This is a genomic window from Bradyrhizobium sp. CIAT3101 (assembly GCF_029714945.1).
Taxonomy (GTDB): domain Bacteria; phylum Pseudomonadota; class Alphaproteobacteria; order Rhizobiales; family Xanthobacteraceae; genus Bradyrhizobium.
On sequence record NZ_CP121634.1, the window covers coordinates 4,440,783 to 4,460,343 of the forward strand.

A 19,561-nucleotide genomic window follows, 5' to 3' on the forward strand; every position below is an offset into this window, starting at 1 on the left:
CCGTCAACGCGAACCGATCGTCCATGGCCTTGCACCGCGACATCTTCTGGGTCGGCCGACAATGGGCGGTGACAGGTGCCGGCATCCAGGCCGTCGACCAGCGCTTGCGCGGCGTGCTCGACATCGGCATCGCGCGGCTCTGGGACGACGCGTATGTGCAAAGCCGGCGCGCCAAGCCGGGCGTCAACGTCGAGGATTTTGACAAGGCGGTGACGGTCGCGCGTGAGCGCTTTGCAGAGACGCCCGAGTCGGCCCCGTTGGTTGCGCAGCTGAAGACGCTCGGGGTGATTGAGACACATGCCGTCAGCCCCGCCGAGCCGGCGATGCAGCTGCGCGCGGAGGGCAAGCTTGCGCGCTTCCTGCCGCAATGGCGCGTCCGCCGTCAATAATGCATCGGGCCTGGATAGGCCGGGCTGATCCGGAAGTCGCTGTTTGTGTCCATCGCGCGTGAGCGGCGCCGTGCCGGCGCACAGCCGTGGCGCGTTGCGACCTTGCCGTGGCCGCAGTCGCTCGGCCGTTCGTCCGACGACAATCTTGATGAGGTATCCGCATCCGGCTTCACCGCAGCCGTGACGCAAGGGCCATCGCGCGGACAGCGTTTTGGTACGCATTTGCCTCGTAGGAATTCGAGATCATAGACCTGTCCGGACATCGTGACCTGGCCGTTGCACAGGCAAGCGCCGGCGACCGTCATCTGGCCACCAAGGCAATTGTCCGCATTGGCTCGCACGCAGGTGCCGCCCGGATCTGGCCCCGCCGCCATCAACTCGAATCCGGCCGGGCAGGTGCATCGCCCATCGCTCGCGGTGCCGCCGACGCAAGTGATGGTGATCAGCGCACGCGGTGGGACGGAGGGTGGTGCGATGTCGGTGATGCAGGCGCCGCCCTCGACATGGGAGTTGGGTGGGCAGGCGAGCGGCGAGGTCGTCGCATTGGTCTCGGCCGGGGCAGGAGGTGGGCTCGGCTCCGGCGCTGCAGGAGCTGGCGCGGGCGCAACGGGGGCCGACTTGGCGGCGCAGACGCCGTTGCGGAACTCCTGCCAGGGAAAGCAGCGGTCCGCAGGTCCCGAATCCTGGGCCCAGCCGCCGCCTGTCACGCAGAGGCCGAAACCGAGGAGGATAGCGGCTGCAAAGCGGGTCATTCGGTGCCCGGTCGCCTGAAAATGCGCGGTAAAACTAGGATGCGGTGTTGCGGCGCCGCAATGAGCTAGATCACAGAAGAGACCTGCATTGCGTCAGCCGAATTCCCGCCTGCAGCCGGTTTGCCTGATCCGCCATAGCCGGATAAGACGGCCTGACCCCAGTTCAGGAATCGACCACCGGCATGCGCATTCTCTGCACCAATGACGACGGCATCCACGCTCCCGGCCTCAAGGTCGTGGAGGAGATCGCACGCGCGCTGTCCGACGACGTCTGGGTGGTGGCGCCCGAGCTTGATCAGTCCGGCGTTTCGCATTCGCTGTCGCTGAACGATCCATTGCGCCTGCGCGAAGTCGGGCCTCGGCACTTCGCAGTGCGCGGCACGCCGACCGACTGCGTCATCATGGGCGCGCGCCATATCCTTGGCGCCAAGCTGCCGGATGTCGTGCTCTCCGGCGTCAACAAGGGCCGCAACGTTGCTGAGGATGTGGTCTATTCCGGCACCATCGCGGGCGCGCTCGAAGGCACCATCTTGGGGATTCCGTCATTCGCGCTCTCGCAGGAATTCAGCGTCGAGACGCGCGAACGGCCGCCGTGGGATACCGCGCGCAAATTCGGTCCCGATATCCTGCGCAAGGTGATCAAGGCCGGCATCCCGAAGGACACCGTCATCAACGTCAACTTTCCGTCCTGTACGCCGGAAGAGGTGCTCGGCATTCGCGTCACGCGGCAGGGCAAGCGCAATCTCGGCTTCCTCAGGATCGACGAACGCAGGGATGGTCGCAACAATCCCTATTTCTGGATCGGCTTCGAACGCGCGGCGATGATGGACACGCCGGCCGAAGGCACTGATCTCGCGGCGCTGCGCGAGCGCTACGTCTCGGTCACGCCGCTGCGGCTCGACCGCACCAATGAAGCGTTTTCCGAAGAGCTGAGCGCGACGTTAAAGTAAGGACGATCTGGAAACAGCGGCTAGCTGCTGCGAAGCGCGGCTTCGATGGTCTTGCCGAGCGCGTCGAGCTGAAACGGCTTCTGAAGCGCCGGCCGGTCGCGGTATTGCTCGGGCAGGCCCGACGAGCCGTAGCCGGTGGCAAAGATGAACGGGCAACCCTTTTCCCGGATCAGATCGGCAACCGGCGAGATGACCTTGCCATTGACGTTGACGTCGAGAATGGCGATGTCGAACTCGGTGGCCTGGGCCAGCCGCAGGGCCTCGTTGATGTCGCCCGCTTCGGCCGCGACCTTGTAACCGAGCTCTTCCAGCATATCCGCGACCATCATTCTGATCATGACCTCGTCTTCGACGAGGAATACAGAGCGGCCCGAAAGCCCGGTCGCGGTCATTGTCGTTGAGTCCTTGCCCATCTCTGGAAAACGTTCGCAGATAACATGAATCGACGCAATGCGCGTTTCGGCCAGCTGACGCCCGAAAACGGCGTTTGCGGTGCGCCCGCTGCAAGCCAATTTATGGTCAAATACCGCAGCAAAAGGCTATCATAGGTTCCAGAGCAGGAACAGGATTCTCGCCCGGGCCCGAGCGACGCGTGCGATGATCCGGCCCTCCGACGAGACGATATAAGCAGCGATGACCTCCAATCAGCCCCCGCCGGAAAAGATGATGTTTCAGCTCACGCTGAGGCGTCGCGGCATCAGCGATCAGATCGTGTTGCGGACCATGGAAGAGGTGCCGCGCGATCTGTTCGTCGAGGCCGCCGATCGCGACGCTGCCTATCGTGACAGCGCGCTGCCGATCGCCTGCGGGCAGACCATCAGCCAGCCCTTCGTCGTCGCCTATATGACCGAGCAGCTTCAGCTCCAGAAGAGCCACCGCGTGCTCGAGATCGGGGCTGGCTCCGGCTATCAGGCTGCTGTGCTGTCGCGGCTGACGCGCGAGGTGCTGACGGTCGAGCGCTACCGCAAGCTCGCTGATGCGGCGCGCGCCAGACTCGAGAAGCTCAACTGTCACAACGTCGAGGTGATGCTCGGCGACGGCCTCAATCTGCCGCCGAACATCGGCCCGTTCGACCGGATCATCGTCACGGCCGCCGTGGAGCAGATTCCGGAGAATCTGGTCGAGCGGCTCGAGGTCGGTGGCATCCTGATCGCGCCGGTCGGCCCGCATCAGGGCGTGCAGACGCTGACCCGTCTGCGCCGGACCGAAGCCGGGATCGAACGCAGGGAACTCGTCGAGGTCCGTTTCGTGCCGGCGCTGCCGGGAGTGGCGCGGGAGCTGTAGAACTCCGGATCAGCTGCGCTGCCAAGGTCTTATTGGGAGGGTTAAGCCGTTATTTACTCGACGCGTGTTTACTTAAAAGACCAGTTCTGTTGCGTACGAGTGAGTAACCATGTCTGTTGTCGCCGAGTTGCTTTACTCGCGCCGCGTACCGCAGGTCGCGGTCCTGGCGCTGATTTCCTTGAGCTTCGCGGGGTGCAGTGCCGACACACAGTCGCGACTGTCCCAGGCGAACTTCTCCAACCCCTTCTCGGACTCGACCGGTTCGGTCCAGCAGGCCCCGCCGCCGCAGCGTGAGCTGCCGCAATATGCGCGGCCGCAGACCCAGCCCGGCTATTATCAGTCCCAGGCCTTGCCGCCGCCGGCGGTTGCCGCGCCGCAATCCTATCCGGTTGCAGCGGGTGGGGGCGTCTCCGGAGGCGGTCGTGGCCTCGGCTCCTACACGCCGCCGCCGGCTCAGCCGCGTCTTGAGGCGACCGGCACCGTGCCGCCGCGCTCGGTCGCTGCCGCCCAGCCGGCCGGTGGGACCAAGATCATCGTCGGCACCAGCGATACGCTCGACGTGCTCGCCAAGCGCTACCATGTGAGCCCGCAGGCGATCATGGCCGCCAACGGCTACAAGGGTCCGCGCGCGCTCTCGCCCGGCCAGCAACTGGTCATCCCGCATCCCGGTGCAACGGCTGCGGCGCCCGCGCCGGTGATGGCTCCGGTCGCTGCGGCTCCGGCGATGGCGCCGAAGCCGGTTGCTGCCGTCGCTGCACCGCCGAGCCTCCACTTCGTCAATCATGGTGACACGCTCGCCAGCATCGCGCGCAAGAACCATATCTCCGCGGCCGAGCTCGCGCGCGCCAATGGTCTCGAGCCCTCGGCCAAGCTCAAGCTCGGCACCAAGCTGACCGTGCCGGGCGCCAAGACGGCGGCGGTTGCGGCTCCGCTCGCTCCGGCTCCTGTCGCGGCGGCCCCTGTGGCGGCTGCACTGCAGCCGGTCGCGGCAGCTCCGGTTGCCGCCACCAAGATGGCCGCCGTTGCTCAGCCCGCGCAGAGCGCGCGCCTGGCCCAGGCCAACACCAATATCGAAGAGAAGCCCGCCGAGACGGCGCCGGCGAAAGCGGCCGAGACCACCAGCTCGCTGCCGACCTTCCGCTGGCCGGTGCGCGGCAAGGTGATCACGAGCTACGGCGCCAAGACCAACGGCAAGTCCAACGACGGCATCAACGTCGCGGTGCCCGAGGGGACGCCGGTCAAGGCGGCTGAAGACGGCGTCGTTGCCTATTCGGGCAACGAGCTGAAGGGTTACGGCAATCTGGTCCTGGTTCGGCACTCCAACGGCTACGTCACCGCATATGCCCATGCGAGTGAGCTGTTGGTGAAGCGCGGCGATCCTATCAAGCGCGGTCAGGTCATTGCCAAGTCGGGTCAATCCGGGGAGGTGGCGTCGCCGCAGCTCCACTTCGAGATCCGTAAGGGATCTAGCCCGGTTGACCCGCTTCAATTCCTGAACGGCGCGTGAGCGCTGACGTCAGGCTCTCGCTCTCGCCGCAAGAACGCAGTTGTCGCCCGCCTTGTGCGGGCGATTTCTTTTCCAGTCGCGAGAAGCGCGGCGGCAGCCTCGACTACTTCGCCGTCAGCCTCACGCCGAGCCGTCCCGCCAGCTCCTGCACGAACTGCCAGGCGACGCGGCCCGAGCGCGAGCCGCGCGTCGTCGACCATTCCAGTGCCTCGCGCTCCAGCGCTTCATCGTCGACTTTGATGCCGAAATGGCTGCAATAGCCGCGCACCATGGCGAGGTATTCGTCCTGGCTGCAGCGGTGGAAGCCGAGCCACAGGCCGAAGCGATCCGACAGCGAGACTTTCTCTTCGACGGCTTCGCCGGGATTGATCGCGGTCGAGCGTTCGTTCTCGATCATGTCGCGCGCGAGCAGATGGCGGCGGTTGGAGGTGGCGTAGAGGATGACGTTCTCGGGCCGGCCCTCGATGCCGCCTTCGAGCACGGCCTTGAGCGACTTGTACGACGCGTCATTGCCGTCGAAGGAAAGGTCGTCGATGAACACGATGAAGTGGAAGCTGGCGTCGCGGAGCTTTTCCATCAGCATCGGCAGCGTTTCGATGTCCTCGCGGTGGATCTCGATCAGCTTGAGCTTGTCGGCGGGCTTGCGGTCGGCGTTGATGCTGGCGTGGGCCGCCTTCACCAGCGACGACTTGCCCATGCCGCGCGCGCCCCAGAGCAGGGCGTTGTTGGCCGGCAGTCCGTTGGCGAACCGCTCGGTGTTCTCCATCAGGATGTCGCGCATCCGGTCGACGCCCTTGAGCAGGAACAGCTCGACGCGGCTGACCCGCGGCACCGCAGCAAGGCGGCCGTCGGGGTGCCAGACATAGGCGTCCGCCCGCTCGAACGATTCGCGCTCGACGGCCGGCTTGCCCTGGGCGGCGAGGTGCGCTGCGATGGTCTCCAGCGCGAGGACGATGCGCTCCTGGGAAAGGTCCTGGGTAGCCTTGGAAGCCGCCTTTGAGACCGCCTTGGGGCGTTTTGCCGCGACCTGGGCGGGCTTCGTGGCAGGGGTACGGGGGCCTTTGCCGGCCGGGCTTTTGCTTGGTTTTTTGGGCATGTCCGAAGTTCCTGAGAATGCAGCCTTATCGGGCCTGACGGCGCGCCGCAAGGTGGCCAAATCGACGGTCTGGCAGCGTTGCAATTGGGGCAATGGCCGCTATAGTCCGCGCGAATTTGACCGAACCGGTCGCCCTTGAGGGCCTGACCGGTTTTCCCCCGTTTCCACGAGGATCGTCCGAATGTTCATTACCCCTGCGTATGCCCAGGCTGCGGGCGCCGGTGACACCAACAGCATGTTGATGTCGCTGCTGCCGTTCGCCCTGATCTTCGTGATCATGTACTTCCTGATTCTGCGTCCCCAGCAGAAGAAAGTGAAAGACCACGCCGAGCTCGTGAAGAACATTCGCCGCGGCGACACCGTCGTGACCTCGGGCGGCCTGGTCGGCAAGGTCACCAAGGTGGTCGATGACGACCAGATCGAGTTCGAGATTTCCGACGGCGTGCGCGTGCGCCAGATGCGGTCGATGATCTCGGGCGTCCGCGCCAAGGGCGAGCCGGCCAAGGACAGCGCGAAGGAAAGCGCCAAGGACGACGCCGCGGCGAAGTGAACGCTTTCCCGCGAGTCTCTCAAATCTCCTGATCTGACAGGTCCAGTCGATGTTGTATTTCACGCGGTGGAGGGCGCTCGGGATCATCCTGACGGCGCTGATCGTGTGCCTCTGCGCGGTCCCGAACTTCTTCCCCGAGGCGCAGGTCAAGACGTGGCCCGCCTGGGCACAGCGCCGGCTGGTGCTCGGCCTCGACCTTCAGGGCGGCTCCTATCTGCTGCTCGAGGTCGATGCCAACTACGTCAAGAAGGAAAAGCTCGATCAGGTGCGCGACGACGTCCGCCGCTCGCTGCGTGAGGCCAAGATCGGCTATACCGGCCTCGTGACCCGCGGCGACGCCGTCGAGGTCCGGGTCAAGGATACCGACCTCCAGGCTGCGCTGACCAAGCTGCGTGAACTCTCACAGCCGATCGGCGGCCTGCTCGGGTCGAGCGCTCAGCGTGACCTCGACATCTCTGATGCCGGCGGCGGCTTGATCCGCCTCGCACTGTCGCAGCCTGCCATGGTCGAGCGCATGCGCAAGACCATCGAGCAGTCGATCCAGATCGTCGAACGCCGCGTCAACGAGCTCGGCACCGTCGAGCCGGTGATCCAGCGTCAGGGCACCGACCGCATCCTGGTTCAGGTCCCGGGTCTTCAGGATCCGACGCATCTGAAAGAGCTGCTCGGCAAGACCGCGAAGATGGAATTCCGCATGGTCGACACCTCGGTGCCGGCGGATCAGGCGCAGCGCGGTGGCGTGCCGCCGGACTCCGAGCTCCTGATGAGCCAGAGCTCGCCGAAGGTGCCGTACGTCGTCAAGAAGCAGGTGCTGGTCTCTGGCGCCGAGCTTACCGATGCCCAGCCCGGATTTGACCAGCGCACCAACGAGCCGATCGTCTCCTTCCGCTTCAACTCCACCGGGGCGCGCAAATTCGCGCAGGCCACGCAGGAGAACGTAGGGCTGCCGTTCGCGATCGTGCTCGACAACGAGGTGATCTCGGCACCGGTCATCCGCGAGCCCATCACGGGCGGACAGGGGCAGATTTCGGGCAACTTCACGGTCCAGTCCGCCAACGATCTTGCGATCCTGATGCGTGCCGGCGCGCTGCCGGCGCCGCTCACGGTGGTCGAGGAACGCACGGTTGGTCCGGGCCTCGGCCAGGATTCGATCGAGAAGGGCGAGCTTGCGGCCTATGTCGGCTCGATCATGGTCATCGTGTTCATGCTGTTGACCTACCGGCTGTTCGGCGTGTTCGCCAACATCGCGGTGGCCGTCAATGTCGCCATGATCTTCGGCCTGTTGTCGCTGCTCAATGCCACGCTGACGCTGCCCGGCATCGCCGGCATCGTGCTCACCGTCGGCATCGCGGTCGATAGCAACGTGCTGATCTACGAGCGCATCCGCGAAGAGCTGCGCGGCGGCCGCAACGCGATTTCGGCGATCGACGCCGGCTTCAAGCGGGCGCTTGCGACCATCCTCGATTCCAACATCACCACCTTCATCGCCGCTGCGGTGCTGTTCTACATCGGCACCGGCCCGGTGCGCGGCTTCGCCGTGACGCTCGGCATCGGCATCATCACCACGGTGTTCACCGCCTTCACGCTGACCCGGCTGATCGTGGCCTGGTGGGTGCGGTGGAAGCGGCCGCAGAACGTGCCGATCTAGGAGCCTGATCGTGACTCACTACGTTCTCATCGGGCTCGGCATCCTGATCGCCGTCCTTACCGTGGTCTCGGTGTTCGGCTGGCTGCCGTCGCTGCGCATCGTCCCCGACGATACGCATTTCGATTTCACGCGCTTCCGCCGCATCAGCTTCCCGATCTCGGCCGCGTTGTCGATTCTCGCTATCACGTTGTTCTTCACCCATGGCCTGAATTTCGGCATCGATTTCCGCGGCGGCACGCTGCTGGAGGTCAAGGCGAAGTCGGGTACCGCCGACATCGCGGCGATGCGCACGACGCTGGATGCCCTGCGTCTCGGCGAAGTCCAGTTGCAGCAGTTTGGCGGTCCCGAGAACGTCCTGATCCGCGTCGCGGAGCAGCCGGGCGGCGATGCCGCCCAGCAGGAGGCCGTGCAAAAGGTCCGTGGCGCGCTCGGCGATACCGTCGAATATCGCCGCGTCGAAGTTGTCGGGCCACGCGTCTCCGGCGAGCTGCTGGCGTTCGGCATGCTCGGTCTGATGCTCGCGATCGTCTCGATCCTGGTCTATCTCTGGTTCCGGTTCGAATGGCAGTTCGCGCTCGGTGCAATGATCGCCAACGTGCACGACATCGTGCTGACCATCGGCTTCATGTCGATCAGCCAGGTCGATTTCGACCTGACCAGCATCGCGGCGCTCCTGACGATTCTCGGCTACTCGCTCAACGATACCGTCGTCATCTATGACCGTATCCGTGAAATGCTGCGGCGCTACAAGAAGATGCCGATGCCGCAGCTGTTGAACGAGTCCATCAACTCGACGCTGTCGCGCTCGATCATCACGCACTTCACGGTAACCTTGGCGTTGCTCGCGCTGCTGCTGTTCGGCGGTCATGCCATCCACAGCTTCACGGCCGTCATGATGTTCGGCGTGGTGCTGGTCGGCACCTACACCTCGATCTTCATCGCAGCGCCGATTCTGATCTATCTCGGCGTCGGCGAGCATCGTGAAGATGCGAAGGAAGAGGCTCCGCCGGCGAAGAAAAACAAGGCATGATCCGAACCGTGTGCCCTCGCATGAGTTTGCGAGGGCAATAGGCTCATTCGGACGAAGCTCATGGCCGGCGACCCCAACGCTCCCCATTTCCCGCGCTCGGCGCCGATCGAGGCCTATGGCAAGGGCGGTTTCGCCTTTGCGGGCATGTCGCACCGGGGCTCGCTGCTGTGCCTGCCTGACGCCATCTGGGCCTGGGACGTGACGGATCCCACCAAGATCGATCGCTATTCGCTGGATCGGGTGTTCACGGCCGCCAACAGCATCGACACGCTTCTGGTCGGGACCGGAACCGGCGTCTGGCTGCCGCCGCCGGAGCTGCGCCAGGCGCTGAAGGCGGTGAGGGTGGTGCTGGACACCATGCAAACCGGGCCGGCGGTGCGCACCTACAACATCATGATCGGCGAACGGCGCCGCGTTGCGGCTGCGCTGATTGCCGTGCCATGAGCAGCGCTGCGACGCCGCCCGACACCATGACGTTCTGCGCCGACCTCGTGCGCAGCCATGACTTTCCGCGCTATGCCGCGACCCTCTTCGCGCCAGCCGCCGAACGTCGGGCGCTGCTGGCGCTCTACGCCTTCAATGTCGAGATCGTCCGGGTCCGCGACCAGGTGAGCCAGCCCTTGCCCGGCGAAATCCGCTTTCAATGGTGGACCGATCTGTTCTCGGGCCTCGTTCACGGCAGCGCCGAGGGCAATCCGGTGGCGGCCGAGCTGCTGCGTGCGATCCGGGACTTTGACCTGCCGGTCGAGCCGTTGTCGCTGCTCGTCGACGAGCACCAGTTCGATCTCTACAACGATCCGATGCCGACCATGACGGCGCTGGAAGGCTATCTGGCGGCGACCTCTTCGGCCTTGTTCGCGCTCGCGGCGCGGATCATGGGCGAGGCTTCGGATGCGAGCGAGCACCTCGCGCGGCATGCCGGGCTGGCGCAGGGCATCGTGCAGGTGATCGCGAACCTGCCGCGGGACTCGGCCCATCGACAATTGTTCCTGCCGCAGCAATTCCTGACCGGCCATGGCTGTGTCATCGAGGATGTGTTCGCCGGCAAACAGACGTCCCATCTGAATGCCGTGCTGGACCAGCTCATCGGCGAAGCCCGGCGGCATCTGGCGACGGCCTCATCGCTGCTGGCGCAGGTGGCGCCGTCGGCGCGGGCAGCGTTCCTGCCGCTAGGCCAGGCGCGGGCTGATCTCGATCGCCTGGTGCGGCCGGGGCGCAATCCCTTCGCGCCGCAGCCGGTGTCGCGGTTGCGCACGCTTTGGACGCTGTGGCGGGCTTCACGATCCCGGGAATTTACCAAATAGCGGTTGGCTTATCGCCCGAGGCGGCCGAATGCTCTATGCTGTCCCATGGCTGAATTGTCCCAAACCGCAATCCCCGATCTGAGCGGCCTTCCGGTCGCAGCTCGTGACATTCAAGCTGCTGCCGAGACGATCCGCGGCGCCGTCGTCGAGACTCCCTGCAGCTACAGCCGGACGCTCAGCAACATCTGCGGCTGCGACCTCTGGCTCAAATTCGAGAACCTCCAGTTCACCTCATCGTTCAAGGAGCGTGGGGCGCTGAACCGGCTCACGGCGCTGACGCCGGAGGAGCGTGCGCGCGGCGTCGTCGCCATGTCGGCGGGCAACCACGCGCAGGGCGTGGCCTATCATGCCAAGCGGCTCGGCATTCCCGCCACGATCGTCATGCCGGTGGGCACGCCGATGGTGAAGGTCGAGAACACCAGGCATCACGGCGCAGAGGTGGTCGTCACCGGCGCGACGCTGGAGGAGGCGGCTACGTTCGCACGCAGCCACGGCGAGGCCCGCGGCATGATCTTCGTCCACCCCTACGACGACCCCCTGGTCATTGCGGGGCAGGGCACGGTGGGGCTTGAGATGCTCAAGGCGGTGCCGGAGCTCGACACATTGGTCGTCCCGATCGGCGGCGGTGGCCTGATCAGCGGCATCGCCATTGCGGCGAAATCGATCAAGCCGTCGCTGCGGATCCTGGGTGTCGAGGCCTGGCTCTATCCCTCGATGTACAATGCCGTCCATGGTGGCAATCTGCCGGCGCGGGGCGATACGCTTGCCGAAGGCATCGCAGTCAAATCGCCGGGCAAAATCACCACTGAAATCGTCCGCGCCCTGGTCGACGACATTGCGCTCGTCAACGAAGCCGAGCTCGAGCGCGCGGTCGCAACCCTGATTTCGATCGAGAAGACGGTCGTCGAGGGCGCCGGCGCTGCGGGCCTTGCGGCGATCATGTCTGATCCCACGCGCTTCGCCGGCGAGAAGGTTGGTCTGGTCCTGAGCGGCGGCAACATCGACACCAGGCTGATCGCCTCGGTGCTGACGCGCGAACTCGCGCGCGAGGGACGGCTGACCCAGCTCTCGCTCGATATTCCCGACAGGCCGGGCCAGTTGGCGGCGGTCGCCGCACTGCTGGCGGAAGCCGGCGCCAACATCATCGAGGTCTCGCACCAGCGGACCTTCTCCGACCTTCCGGCCAAGGCGACGCTGCTGCAACTCGTCATCGAGACCCGCGACAGCGCGCATCTCGACGAGGTCATGGCCAAGCTCGGCGCATCCGGGCTGAGCGCGCGCTGTACCTGAGCGCCGCTATCGCGGCGCCAGACCCGCGAGGTGGGCGATCAACCGATCGATCTCGGCTTCCGTGTTGTAGTAATGCGGGGACGCCCGCACGACCACCGGCAGCGCGCGGACTTCGGCATCGATGCGGGTGCTCGACGGATCCGAGGCGCCGATCGTGATGCCGGCCGCGGCGGCGCCGCGGACGATTGCATCCGCCTCACGCCCCTCCATCGTGAAGCTGACGATGGCGCTGGGGCTGCGTCCGAGGTCGCGAAGCGTGACGCCGCGCACGGACGCGAGACCGCTACGCAGACGGCCCGCAAGCCAGCGGCAGCGCTGCTCGATCCGGCCGAGGCCGATCGCGAGGGCGTAGTCGACGGCCGCGCCGAGGCCAAGCCTTGCCGCGTAATTGTTCTCCCAGGTCTCGAACCGGCGGGCATCGTCGCGCAGTCGATAAGCGTCCCGCGAGATCCAGGGCGCGGCGAAGTGATCAATCATCGGCGGCTCGAGGTGCTGCAATAGCGCGCGGCGGACGTAGAGAAAGCCGGTGCCACGCGGACCGCGAAGGAATTTGCGCCCGGTTGCGGACAGCATGTCGCAGCCGATGGCCTCGACGTCGACCTCCATCTGCCCGACCGCCTGGCAGGCGTCGAGCAGATAGGGGATGCCGTGCGCCCGCGCGATGGTCCCGACGGCGGCCGCTGGATTGACCAGCCCGCCATTGGTCGGGACCCAGGTGATGGCAATGAGTTTCACGCGCGCGTCGATCATGCGTTCGAGCGCCTCGATGTCGAGCTCGCCGCTGGCATCGCTCGGCACCACGTCGATGACCGCGCCCGTGCGCCTGGCGACCTGGAGGAATGCGACATAGTTGGCGGCGTATTCGGCCTCTGCGGTCAAGATGCGGTCGCCCTTGCCAAACGGAAGCGCGTAGAACGCCATCTGCCAGGCGACCGTCGCGTTCTCCACGAGGGCGATTTCGTCCGGCGCGGCATTCATCAGGCGCGCGACCGAGCCGTAGACCGCATCAAGCCGGCGCGCCTCGCGGTCGGCTGCCGCATAGCCTCCGATCTCGCTTTCGAGATCGATATGTTGCTTCATCGCCGCAACAACCGGCGCCGGCATCAGCGCTGCGCCCGCGTTGTGGAGATAGGCGAGCCGGGAGGCTGCCGGTGTGTCGGCTCGTATTCGGTCGATGTCGATCACGTGCTTGTCTCCGCCTCTGCCATCCCGGCCTATGAATTAGGCGCGATGGCGGGTACGAGCAAGCTCGTGTACCGCCTGGAACAAAATCGCGAATTGTCGCCTCGTCTTGGTATCCCATTCCAATCCGGCCGACTTTCGGACAGGAATTTGAGAAATCCGGCGACTGCGAACGCTATATCCTCCCGGATCGGAAAACCGATCATGCAAGAGAGAACGCAATCGTCGCGCTCGGCGAGCGGAGCGCCCAAGATCGACATCACCCGGCGGATCGACCTCACGACGCTGCGGCTGTTCATTGCCATCTGCGAAGAGGGCAATTTGACGCGCGCCTCGCAGCGCGAAGCGATCGCGCCGTCCGCGGTCAGCAAGCGTATGCATGATCTCGAGGAGGTACTAGAGGTCGCCTTGTTCGAGCGGCATCCGACCGGCATGGCGCTGACACCCGCCGGCGAGTCTCTGCTGCATCATGCGCGCGTGACCTTGCTCAATGTCGAGAAGATCGCCGTCGATATGGCCGAGCATGCGCGAGGCGTGCGCGGTCATGTGCGAATGCTGGCCAATCTGTCGTCAATCGTCGAGTTCCTCCCGGACGATCTGCCCGGATTCTTTCGCTCGCACGAGCTGGTGCGGCTCGATCTGCAGGAACGTCCCAGCGCCGATGTCGTTCGCGGTGTCGAGGAGGGCGTGGCCGAAATCGGCATCTGCTCGGCGGACGTTTCGACGCGCGGGCTGGAGCGGTTCTCCTATCGGCGCGACCGCCTCGTCATCGTGGTGCGCACGGATCATCCGCTTGCATCGGCAAAAGACGTTTCGTTTGCCGACACGCTCGACTACGACCATGTCGGCCTGTTTGCGACGAGTTCGATCTATCTCCGCTCGCAATACACGGCGCAGCAGATCGGCAAGTCGATCCGGTTGCGGGTTCACGTGCCCGGTTTCGATGCGGTGTGCCGGATGGTGCAGGCCGGTATGGGCATCGGCCTCATTCCTGATCGTGCGTTCGAGGTGCTCAGTCACGGCATGAACCTGGCGGCGGTCGAGCTGAGTGACGACTGGGCCGATCGAGAACTCGTGCTGGTGGCAAGGGATCCCGCAGGATTGTCGGCGACGAGCCAGCTGATGCTCGATCATCTGCGATTGCCTGGAACCAAACCTCACTGATTGCGGCCCTTCATGTCGTTCGTCATCCGCGAACGCGTGTTCATCAAAGGATATTGGACTTAGGACCTCGTACTCGGCGACACCACGATCAAAGAAGATCGAGGAGCGCCAGACGTGGACGGACCATTATCCGGAATACGAGTCGTCGAGCTCGGAACATTGATCGCTGCGCCGTTTGCCGCGCGGCTGTTCGCCGAGTTCGGCGCCGAAGTCATCAAGATCGAGCAGCCCGGCAGCGGCGATCCCCTGCGCTCTTGGCGCAAGTTGCATCAGGGCACGTCGCTCTGGTGGTATCTGCAATCGCGCAACAAGAAGTCGATCGCAATTGATCTGAAGTCGCCTGAGGGGCGCGACGTTGCGCTGCGTCTGGCTGCGCAAGCCGACGTCGTGATCGAGAATTTCAAGCCGGGCAGCCTCGAGAAGCTCGGCCTCGGCTGGGATGCGCTGTCGAAGCTCAACCCGGACCTGACGCTGGTGCGCATCTCCGGCTACGGGCAAACCGGCCCTTATCGCGACCGGTCCGGCTTCGGAGCGATCGGCGAAGCCATGGGGGGCTTGCGCTTCACCACGGGCGATCCGGATAGCCCGCCGGCGCGGGTCGGCATCAGCATCGGCGACAGTCTTGCCTCGCTCCACGGCGTGATCGGCGCGCTGATGTCGCTGCTGCGTGTCAAGACGGGGCAGGGGCGCGGACAGGTCGTCGACGTCTCGCTCTATGAAAGCGTGTTCAATCTGATGGAGAGCCTGGTCCCGGAGTACGACCTCATGGGTCATGTCAGGACCCGTACCGGCGGCGCTCTGCCGGGTATCAGTCCCTCCAATACATATCCAAGCTCCGACGGGCGTCACGTCGTCATCGCTGGCAATAGCGATGCGATCTTCAAGCGCCTGATGCAGGTGGTCGGCCGACCGGACCTGGCCGACGATCCCGATCTTGCCAGCAACGACGGCCGGGTTCGCAGCAACGCCTTGCTCGATTCCGCCATCGCTGCCTGGACCTCGACGAAGACGATGGACGAGATCCTCGCGCGCCTCGATGCGGCCGATGTTCCTGCGGGCCGGATCTATTCGGTCGCCGACATCGTCGACGATCCCCACTACGCCGCCCGAGAGATGATCCTGCCGACCGAACTGCCGGGCGACGTGACCGTGAAGATGCCGGGCATTTCGCCGAAGCTCTCCGAGACACCCGGTGCGGTGAAATGGCCGGGGCCGACGCTGGGGCAGCACACCGACGAGGTGCTCGCTAGCCTTGGCTTGCAGGCAGGCGATATCGCCCAGCTGCGCCGCAGCGGAGCGGTGCAATGACGGTGACGCCTGCGGATATCATGATCCAGGAAGTCGCCCCGCGCGACGGCCTGCAGATCGAAGCGAAATGGGTCGAGACCAGCGAAAAGATCCGGCTGATCAATTCGCTCTCTGCAATCGGATTCAGCCGCATTGAAGTTTCCTCGTTCGTTTCGTCCGCGGCCGTCCCGTCGCTGCGCGATGCTGCGGAGGTGTTTGCCGGAATCGAACGGCGTCCCGGCACGATCTACACGGCGTTGATCCCGAACCGGAAGGGCGCCGAGTTGGCGCTGGCGGCGCGTGCCGACGAGCTCAATTTTGTGATGTCGGCGAGCGAGACGCACAATCGCGCCAACATGAACATGACGCCCGGGCAGTCGCTGGCCTCGCTTGCCGAGATCGTGAAACCGGCTCATGCGGGCGCCCTGATCAATGCCACCGTTGCGACTGCGTTCGGCTGTCCGTTCGAAGGAGCGCAGCCCTTCGAAAGGGTGCTCGATATCGTCAAACGCTATCTGGATCTCGACGTCGACGGCATCACGCTCGCCGACACCACGGGCATGGCCAATCCCAACCAGGTCTCGCAGCTGGTGGCCGAGGTCTTGCTGCTGGTCCCTGCGGGCAAGCTGACGCTTCACTTCCACAACACGCGCGGTCTCGGACTGGTCAATGTCCTCGCGGCCTATGACACCGGCGCGCGCCGCTTTGACGCCGCGCTGGGCGGCCTCGGCGGATGTCCGTTTGCGCCCGGCGCTACCGGCAATGTCTGTACCGAAGACCTCGTCAACCTCTGCCACGAGATCGGCTTGCGGACCGGTCTCGACCTGCAGCGCCTCATCGATCTCTCGTTCGGATTGCCCGGGCTGGTGGGACATGAGGTGCCGGGGCAGGTCGCAAAGGCCGGCCGTCCCCTCGACCTGCATCCCATACCCGAACGTTTGCGACACTCCGGCTGAGCGATCGCACTCAAAATTTCAAAAACATACTGGAGGAAACCATGACAATCGCTACGGCGGCCACCGCCGACCTCGATACGGGAATTACTGAACAGCAAGTCATCAAGAAGATCGCATTGCGGCTGATGCCGCTGATCATCATCTGCTACTTCTTCGCGTTCTTCGACCGCGTCAACATCAGCTTCGCCAAGGCCGCCCTGCAAGCCGATCTTGGCCTGAGCAACACGGCTTATGGTTTCGGCGCCAGCCTGTTCGTCGTCGGCTATGTCCTGCTGGAAGTGCCGAGCAACATGCTGCTCTATCGCTTCGGCGCGCGGCGCTGGATTGCCCGCATCATGATTTCCTGGGGGCTGGCGACGGCCGCCATGGTCTTCGTCCACAGTGAATGGCAGTTTTATGCGCTGCGCTTCGTGATCGGCGCCATGGAGGCGGGATTTGCTCCGGGCATTCTCTATTATCTGACGCTCTGGTTTCCAAAATCACACCGCGGTCGCATGACGTCCGTGTTCTTTCTCGCCACCGCATTCTCGGGGATCATCGGCGCGCCGATCTCCGGCCTCATCCTCAATTACCTGAACGGGCTGCATGGCCTTGCCGGCTGGCAATGGCTGTTCCTGGCCGGCGGCATTCCGTGCGTCGCGCTTGGCTTCGTCGTGCTGCTGCGTTTGGACGACGGCATCGAACAGGCCGAGTGGCTGAGCGACGACGAGCGCCGCCTGATCTCGGTCCAACTCGACCGTCAGAAGAGCGAGATCGGCGAGCATTCGGCGTGGCGATCGCTGCTCATGCCCGGCGTGCTGCTGCTCGGGTTCATCTACTTCCTGATCCAGATCGCATCCTACGGCCTCAATTTCTGGGCGCCCGACCTGATCAAGGCAGCTGGCGGCGGCAGCGCGGCCGCGATCGGCTTCCTGACCGCCGTGCCCTATATCTGCGGGGCCATCTGCATGATCGTCGTCGGGCGCCTGTCGGATGCCTCAGGCGAGCGGCCAAAATTCGTCGCCGGCTTGGTTCTGGCTGCGGGGGTGGGCTTCTTCGCGTCCGGCGCCTTCGATCGGAACGTCGTCACGCTGGTTGGCGCGCTTGCGATCCTCGGCGCTGGCGTGGTCGCGGCCATTCCGACATTCTGGACCCTGCCACCAAAAATCCTTACCGGCGCGGGCGCGGCGAGCGGGATCGCACTCATCAACACGCTCGGGCAGGTCGGCGGTATCGTCAGCCCGGTCATGGTCGGCTCGGTCAAGGATATGACCGGCAGCACGACCCCAGCGCTCTACGTCATCGGCGGACTGTGTGTGCTGTGTGCCGTGCTGTTGCTGACCGTGCTGCCGCGCGACCTGAAAGCCAGGGATTTGGCGGAACCGACGCGGTAGGGCCGTGCCCGTTGCTGCGTCGGGCTGAAACGGTCTCGCCTCAGATGCAGAGGCCGAGCAGCTTGACGTGGCAGTTGCTGGCTTTGGGCTTGCTGGCGGGCGTGACCTCGCGTTTCACGGCCACCAGCGGCTCGCTGTCCTTCTTGCCCTTACCGTTGCCCTTGCCCGGCTTGGGCTCGTAATCGCCGGCGATCACCATCGCCCAATAGGTGCGCTTGCCGCTGGCGTTCTTGGCGCTCGCGATCCCGACGCGGGAGGCGTTGTGCAGCAGCAGATTCTTGCGGTGACCGGACGAGTCGATCCACTGTCCCAGCGTCTTCTCAAAGTTGTCGTAGCCGTAGGCGATGTTCTCGGCGGCGCGGCCTGCGCCGGATGGCGCGACGCGCCTGTTGAACGGGCCGAGGGCGTCGTGGCTGAGATCATCCTTCGCCGCCATCGCACGGGCCTGGTCCATGGCAATGCGGTCGAGGGTTGTGTCGCGTACGACGCGGCCCTCACCATGCTTCGCCCGAAAGCCGGAGATCTGTTCAGCAGGGGACTCTGCGGCCATGCCAGGCGTGGTTGCCAGCAGCACGAGCCCTGCGATCAGCAGGGCCGCGCGGCGCCTTATGGTCCCCCAGCTCGTCATCGTTCCCCGAGTCAGTGCAATCCCCGGCTTCTCCACCGGCATTGTGGACGCTTCAAGGCGCCGCCCATCCAGTCATCTAACTGGTGGGCAGGTCCGCCTCGAAGTTGAAGCGATCGCGCAGGTTCTTGCGCTGCTCCAGGATGTCCTTGAGGAAGGCGCGGTCCTGGTCGTTCTTCATCATCGGCTCGATCAGGTCGAGCTGGTTCATGGCGACCAGTTGCAGGATCTCGGTGCGCGGCTTGCCGCTGGTGTCACGCGGCAACGCGTGCACGACCTGGATGTGTTCCGGCGGCTTCGGACCCTTGGCAGCCGTGAGCTCGTTGCGGAGCTCGCCTTCGAGCGCGGTCTGATCAGCTTCCACGAAGGCATAGAGCCCGACGCCCGAGCGGCGGTCGGCGAAGGCGACGATGGCGGTATCGCGCACGGCGGGGTTTTGCCGGATCAACGCGGCCAGCACCGGCGCGTCGTTGACGAGACGGCGGCCGCCGCCTTCGCGGTCGGTGAAGTTGAACAGGCCGCGGGTGATGGCGCGATAGACCTTCTTTCCGGTGGCAAGCCACAGGCTCGCGGCGAAGGATTTCTTGGCCAGGATCTTTCGCTCGCGCGGCGTCAGCGCCTCGGGCGCGTAGGAGCGCTTGTGCTTGAGCAGATGTCGGAGATCTTCGTAGGCGAGGATGCGATAGAGGCGGCCGCGCCGGTTGAAGCAGGCTGCGAGTTGGAAGTCGGTGACATAGGCGCGTCCATCGCGGCCGACCAGCCAGTTCTGCTCCTTGGCGAGATCGTTGTGGCAGATGCCGGCGCGGCGCAGCCTCCGCAGCGCGGCCTTGGCTGAACGGAAATAGGCGAGGTCGCCATGGGGTTTTGCCAGATGCAGCGCGACGCCGTCGACGAAGCCGCGCACAAGCGCGCGACGGCCGGCCCAGAGCAATTCAGGGCCGACATTGAGGCCCTTTGCCAGGGCGAGCGCGTGCTTCTCGCGCGCAAACAGATGTCGAGCGACCAGGAACGACCACCACGGCACCTCGTCGAGGCGGCGCAGCACGGCATCGACCTCGCCGCTGTCGCCGCGAAAACGGCCGCGCTCGACGGTCGAGAACACGTCACGTTTGAGCAGCACGCCCTCGGTCCAGCGCGCCGAGAGCACCGCGGCGTCGTCTTTCGGGAGACTCAT

The 19,561-nt window shown here is 65.0% G+C and carries 20 protein-coding genes; 14 read left to right on the forward strand and 6 right to left on the reverse strand.

Annotated elements, in window-relative coordinates:
• The first annotated feature begins 23 nt into the window (after positions 1-23).
• On the forward strand, positions 24-389 hold the full coding sequence (locus QA645_RS20920) for a hypothetical protein (RefSeq protein ID WP_283052741.1): 366 nt from the start codon (positions 24-26) through the stop codon (positions 387-389).
• Here the strand turns inward: QA645_RS20920 and QA645_RS20925 are convergent.
• The gene (locus tag QA645_RS20925; RefSeq protein WP_283052742.1) at positions 383-1,141 is read right to left on the reverse strand and encodes a hypothetical protein; all 759 of its coding nucleotides are present in this window, start codon (positions 1,139-1,141) and stop codon (positions 383-385) included. The genes QA645_RS20920 and QA645_RS20925 overlap by 7 nt on opposite strands.
• A gap of 182 nt (positions 1,142-1,323) precedes the next feature.
• Between QA645_RS20925 and surE the strand changes: the two genes are divergently transcribed.
• On the forward strand, positions 1,324-2,091 hold the full coding sequence (gene surE / locus QA645_RS20930) for a 5'/3'-nucleotidase SurE (RefSeq protein ID WP_283052744.1): 768 nt from the start codon (positions 1,324-1,326) through the stop codon (positions 2,089-2,091).
• Between the two features lie 20 nt (positions 2,092-2,111).
• Here surE and QA645_RS20935 read toward each other — a convergent pair whose 3' ends face one another.
• Positions 2,112-2,483 carry a response regulator gene (locus QA645_RS20935; protein WP_283052746.1) on the reverse strand — a complete coding sequence of 124 codons (372 nt, stop codon included), beginning with the start codon at positions 2,481-2,483 and terminating at the stop codon, positions 2,112-2,114.
• Positions 2,484-2,724: 241 nt separating this feature from the next.
• Here QA645_RS20935 and QA645_RS20940 point away from each other — a divergent pair, with 241 nt between their 5' ends.
• Together QA645_RS20940 and QA645_RS20945 are read left to right on the forward strand one after the other, a co-directional pair.
• A complete protein-coding gene (locus QA645_RS20940; protein ID WP_254131675.1) occupies positions 2,725-3,375 on the forward strand; it encodes a protein-L-isoaspartate(D-aspartate) O-methyltransferase in 651 nt (216 codons plus the stop codon).
• A gap of 109 nt (positions 3,376-3,484) precedes the next feature.
• Entirely contained in the window at positions 3,485-4,882 is a 1,398-nt protein-coding gene (locus QA645_RS20945) for a LysM peptidoglycan-binding domain-containing M23 family metallopeptidase (protein ID WP_254131674.1), read from the forward strand.
• Positions 4,883-4,985: 103 nt separating this feature from the next.
• Here the strand turns inward: QA645_RS20945 and QA645_RS20950 are convergent, their stop codons facing one another.
• Positions 4,986-5,978, reverse strand: coding sequence for an ATP-binding protein (locus tag QA645_RS20950; protein ID WP_283052750.1), 993 nt, complete (start codon positions 5,976-5,978; stop codon positions 4,986-4,988).
• A 181-nt stretch (positions 5,979-6,159) separates the two neighbouring features.
• On the opposite strand from QA645_RS20950, the gene yajC reads away from it, so the two are divergent.
• Genes yajC through QA645_RS20980 form a run of 6 tightly spaced genes read left to right on the forward strand, consistent with a single transcriptional unit; the run spans position 6,160 to position 11,800 of the window.
• Positions 6,160-6,528 (forward strand): preprotein translocase subunit YajC, encoded by a 369-nt coding sequence (yajC, locus tag QA645_RS20955; RefSeq protein WP_148753779.1) that lies wholly within the window; start codon positions 6,160-6,162, stop codon positions 6,526-6,528.
• A gap of 49 nt (positions 6,529-6,577) precedes the next feature.
• On the forward strand, positions 6,578-8,176 hold the full coding sequence (gene secD, locus QA645_RS20960) for a protein translocase subunit SecD (protein WP_254131672.1): 1,599 nt from the start codon (positions 6,578-6,580) through the stop codon (positions 8,174-8,176).
• A gap of 10 nt (positions 8,177-8,186) precedes the next feature.
• Entirely contained in the window at positions 8,187-9,206 is a 1,020-nt protein-coding gene (gene secF / locus QA645_RS20965; protein ID WP_283052751.1) for a protein translocase subunit SecF, read from the forward strand.
• 60 nt (positions 9,207-9,266) lie between these two features.
• Positions 9,267-9,650: an MTH938/NDUFAF3 family protein gene (locus tag QA645_RS20970; protein ID WP_091885494.1), complete on the forward strand. Its 384-nt coding sequence runs from the start codon at positions 9,267-9,269 to the stop codon at positions 9,648-9,650.
• A complete protein-coding gene (locus tag QA645_RS20975) occupies positions 9,647-10,510 on the forward strand; it encodes a phytoene/squalene synthase family protein (RefSeq protein WP_283052756.1) in 864 nt (287 codons plus the stop codon). Before QA645_RS20970 ends, QA645_RS20975 begins: the two co-directional genes overlap by 4 nt.
• Before the next feature lie 45 nt (positions 10,511-10,555).
• Positions 10,556-11,800 carry a threonine ammonia-lyase gene (locus QA645_RS20980; RefSeq protein ID WP_254131669.1) on the forward strand — a complete coding sequence of 415 codons (1,245 nt, stop codon included), beginning with the start codon at positions 10,556-10,558 and terminating at the stop codon, positions 11,798-11,800.
• Positions 11,801-11,806: 6 nt separating this feature from the next.
• Here QA645_RS20980 and QA645_RS20985 read toward each other — a convergent pair whose 3' ends face one another.
• Positions 11,807-12,985, reverse strand: coding sequence for an aminotransferase class V-fold PLP-dependent enzyme (locus tag QA645_RS20985; protein WP_283052758.1), 1,179 nt, complete (start codon positions 12,983-12,985; stop codon positions 11,807-11,809).
• 201 nt (positions 12,986-13,186) lie between these two features.
• Here QA645_RS20985 and QA645_RS20990 point away from each other — a divergent pair, with 201 nt between their 5' ends.
• The 4 genes from QA645_RS20990 to QA645_RS21005 all read left to right on the forward strand — a co-directional run bounded on the left by QA645_RS20990 (position 13,187) and on the right by QA645_RS21005 (position 17,762).
• A complete protein-coding gene (locus tag QA645_RS20990; protein ID WP_283052760.1) occupies positions 13,187-14,146 on the forward strand; it encodes a LysR family transcriptional regulator in 960 nt (319 codons plus the stop codon).
• A gap of 114 nt (positions 14,147-14,260) precedes the next feature.
• Positions 14,261-15,454 (forward strand): CaiB/BaiF CoA-transferase family protein, encoded by a 1,194-nt coding sequence (locus QA645_RS20995; RefSeq protein WP_283052761.1) that lies wholly within the window; start codon positions 14,261-14,263, stop codon positions 15,452-15,454.
• Positions 15,451-16,389, forward strand: a complete 939-nt coding sequence (locus QA645_RS21000) for a hydroxymethylglutaryl-CoA lyase (RefSeq protein ID WP_283052763.1) — start codon at positions 15,451-15,453, stop codon at positions 16,387-16,389. The genes QA645_RS20995 and QA645_RS21000 overlap by 4 nt, the downstream gene beginning before the upstream one ends.
• A 41-nt stretch (positions 16,390-16,430) precedes the next feature.
• Positions 16,431-17,762, forward strand: coding sequence for an MFS transporter (locus QA645_RS21005; RefSeq protein ID WP_254131664.1), 1,332 nt, complete (start codon positions 16,431-16,433; stop codon positions 17,760-17,762).
• Positions 17,763-17,802: 40 nt separating this feature from the next.
• Here QA645_RS21005 and QA645_RS21010 read toward each other — a convergent pair whose 3' ends face one another.
• Complete coding sequence (locus QA645_RS21010; protein WP_283053278.1) at positions 17,803-18,390, reverse strand: CAP domain-containing protein; 588 nt, start codon at positions 18,388-18,390, stop codon at positions 17,803-17,805.
• 76 nt (positions 18,391-18,466) lie between these two features.
• On the reverse strand, positions 18,467-19,561 hold the full coding sequence (locus tag QA645_RS21015) for a serine/threonine protein kinase (protein WP_254193852.1): 1,095 nt from the start codon (positions 19,559-19,561) through the stop codon (positions 18,467-18,469).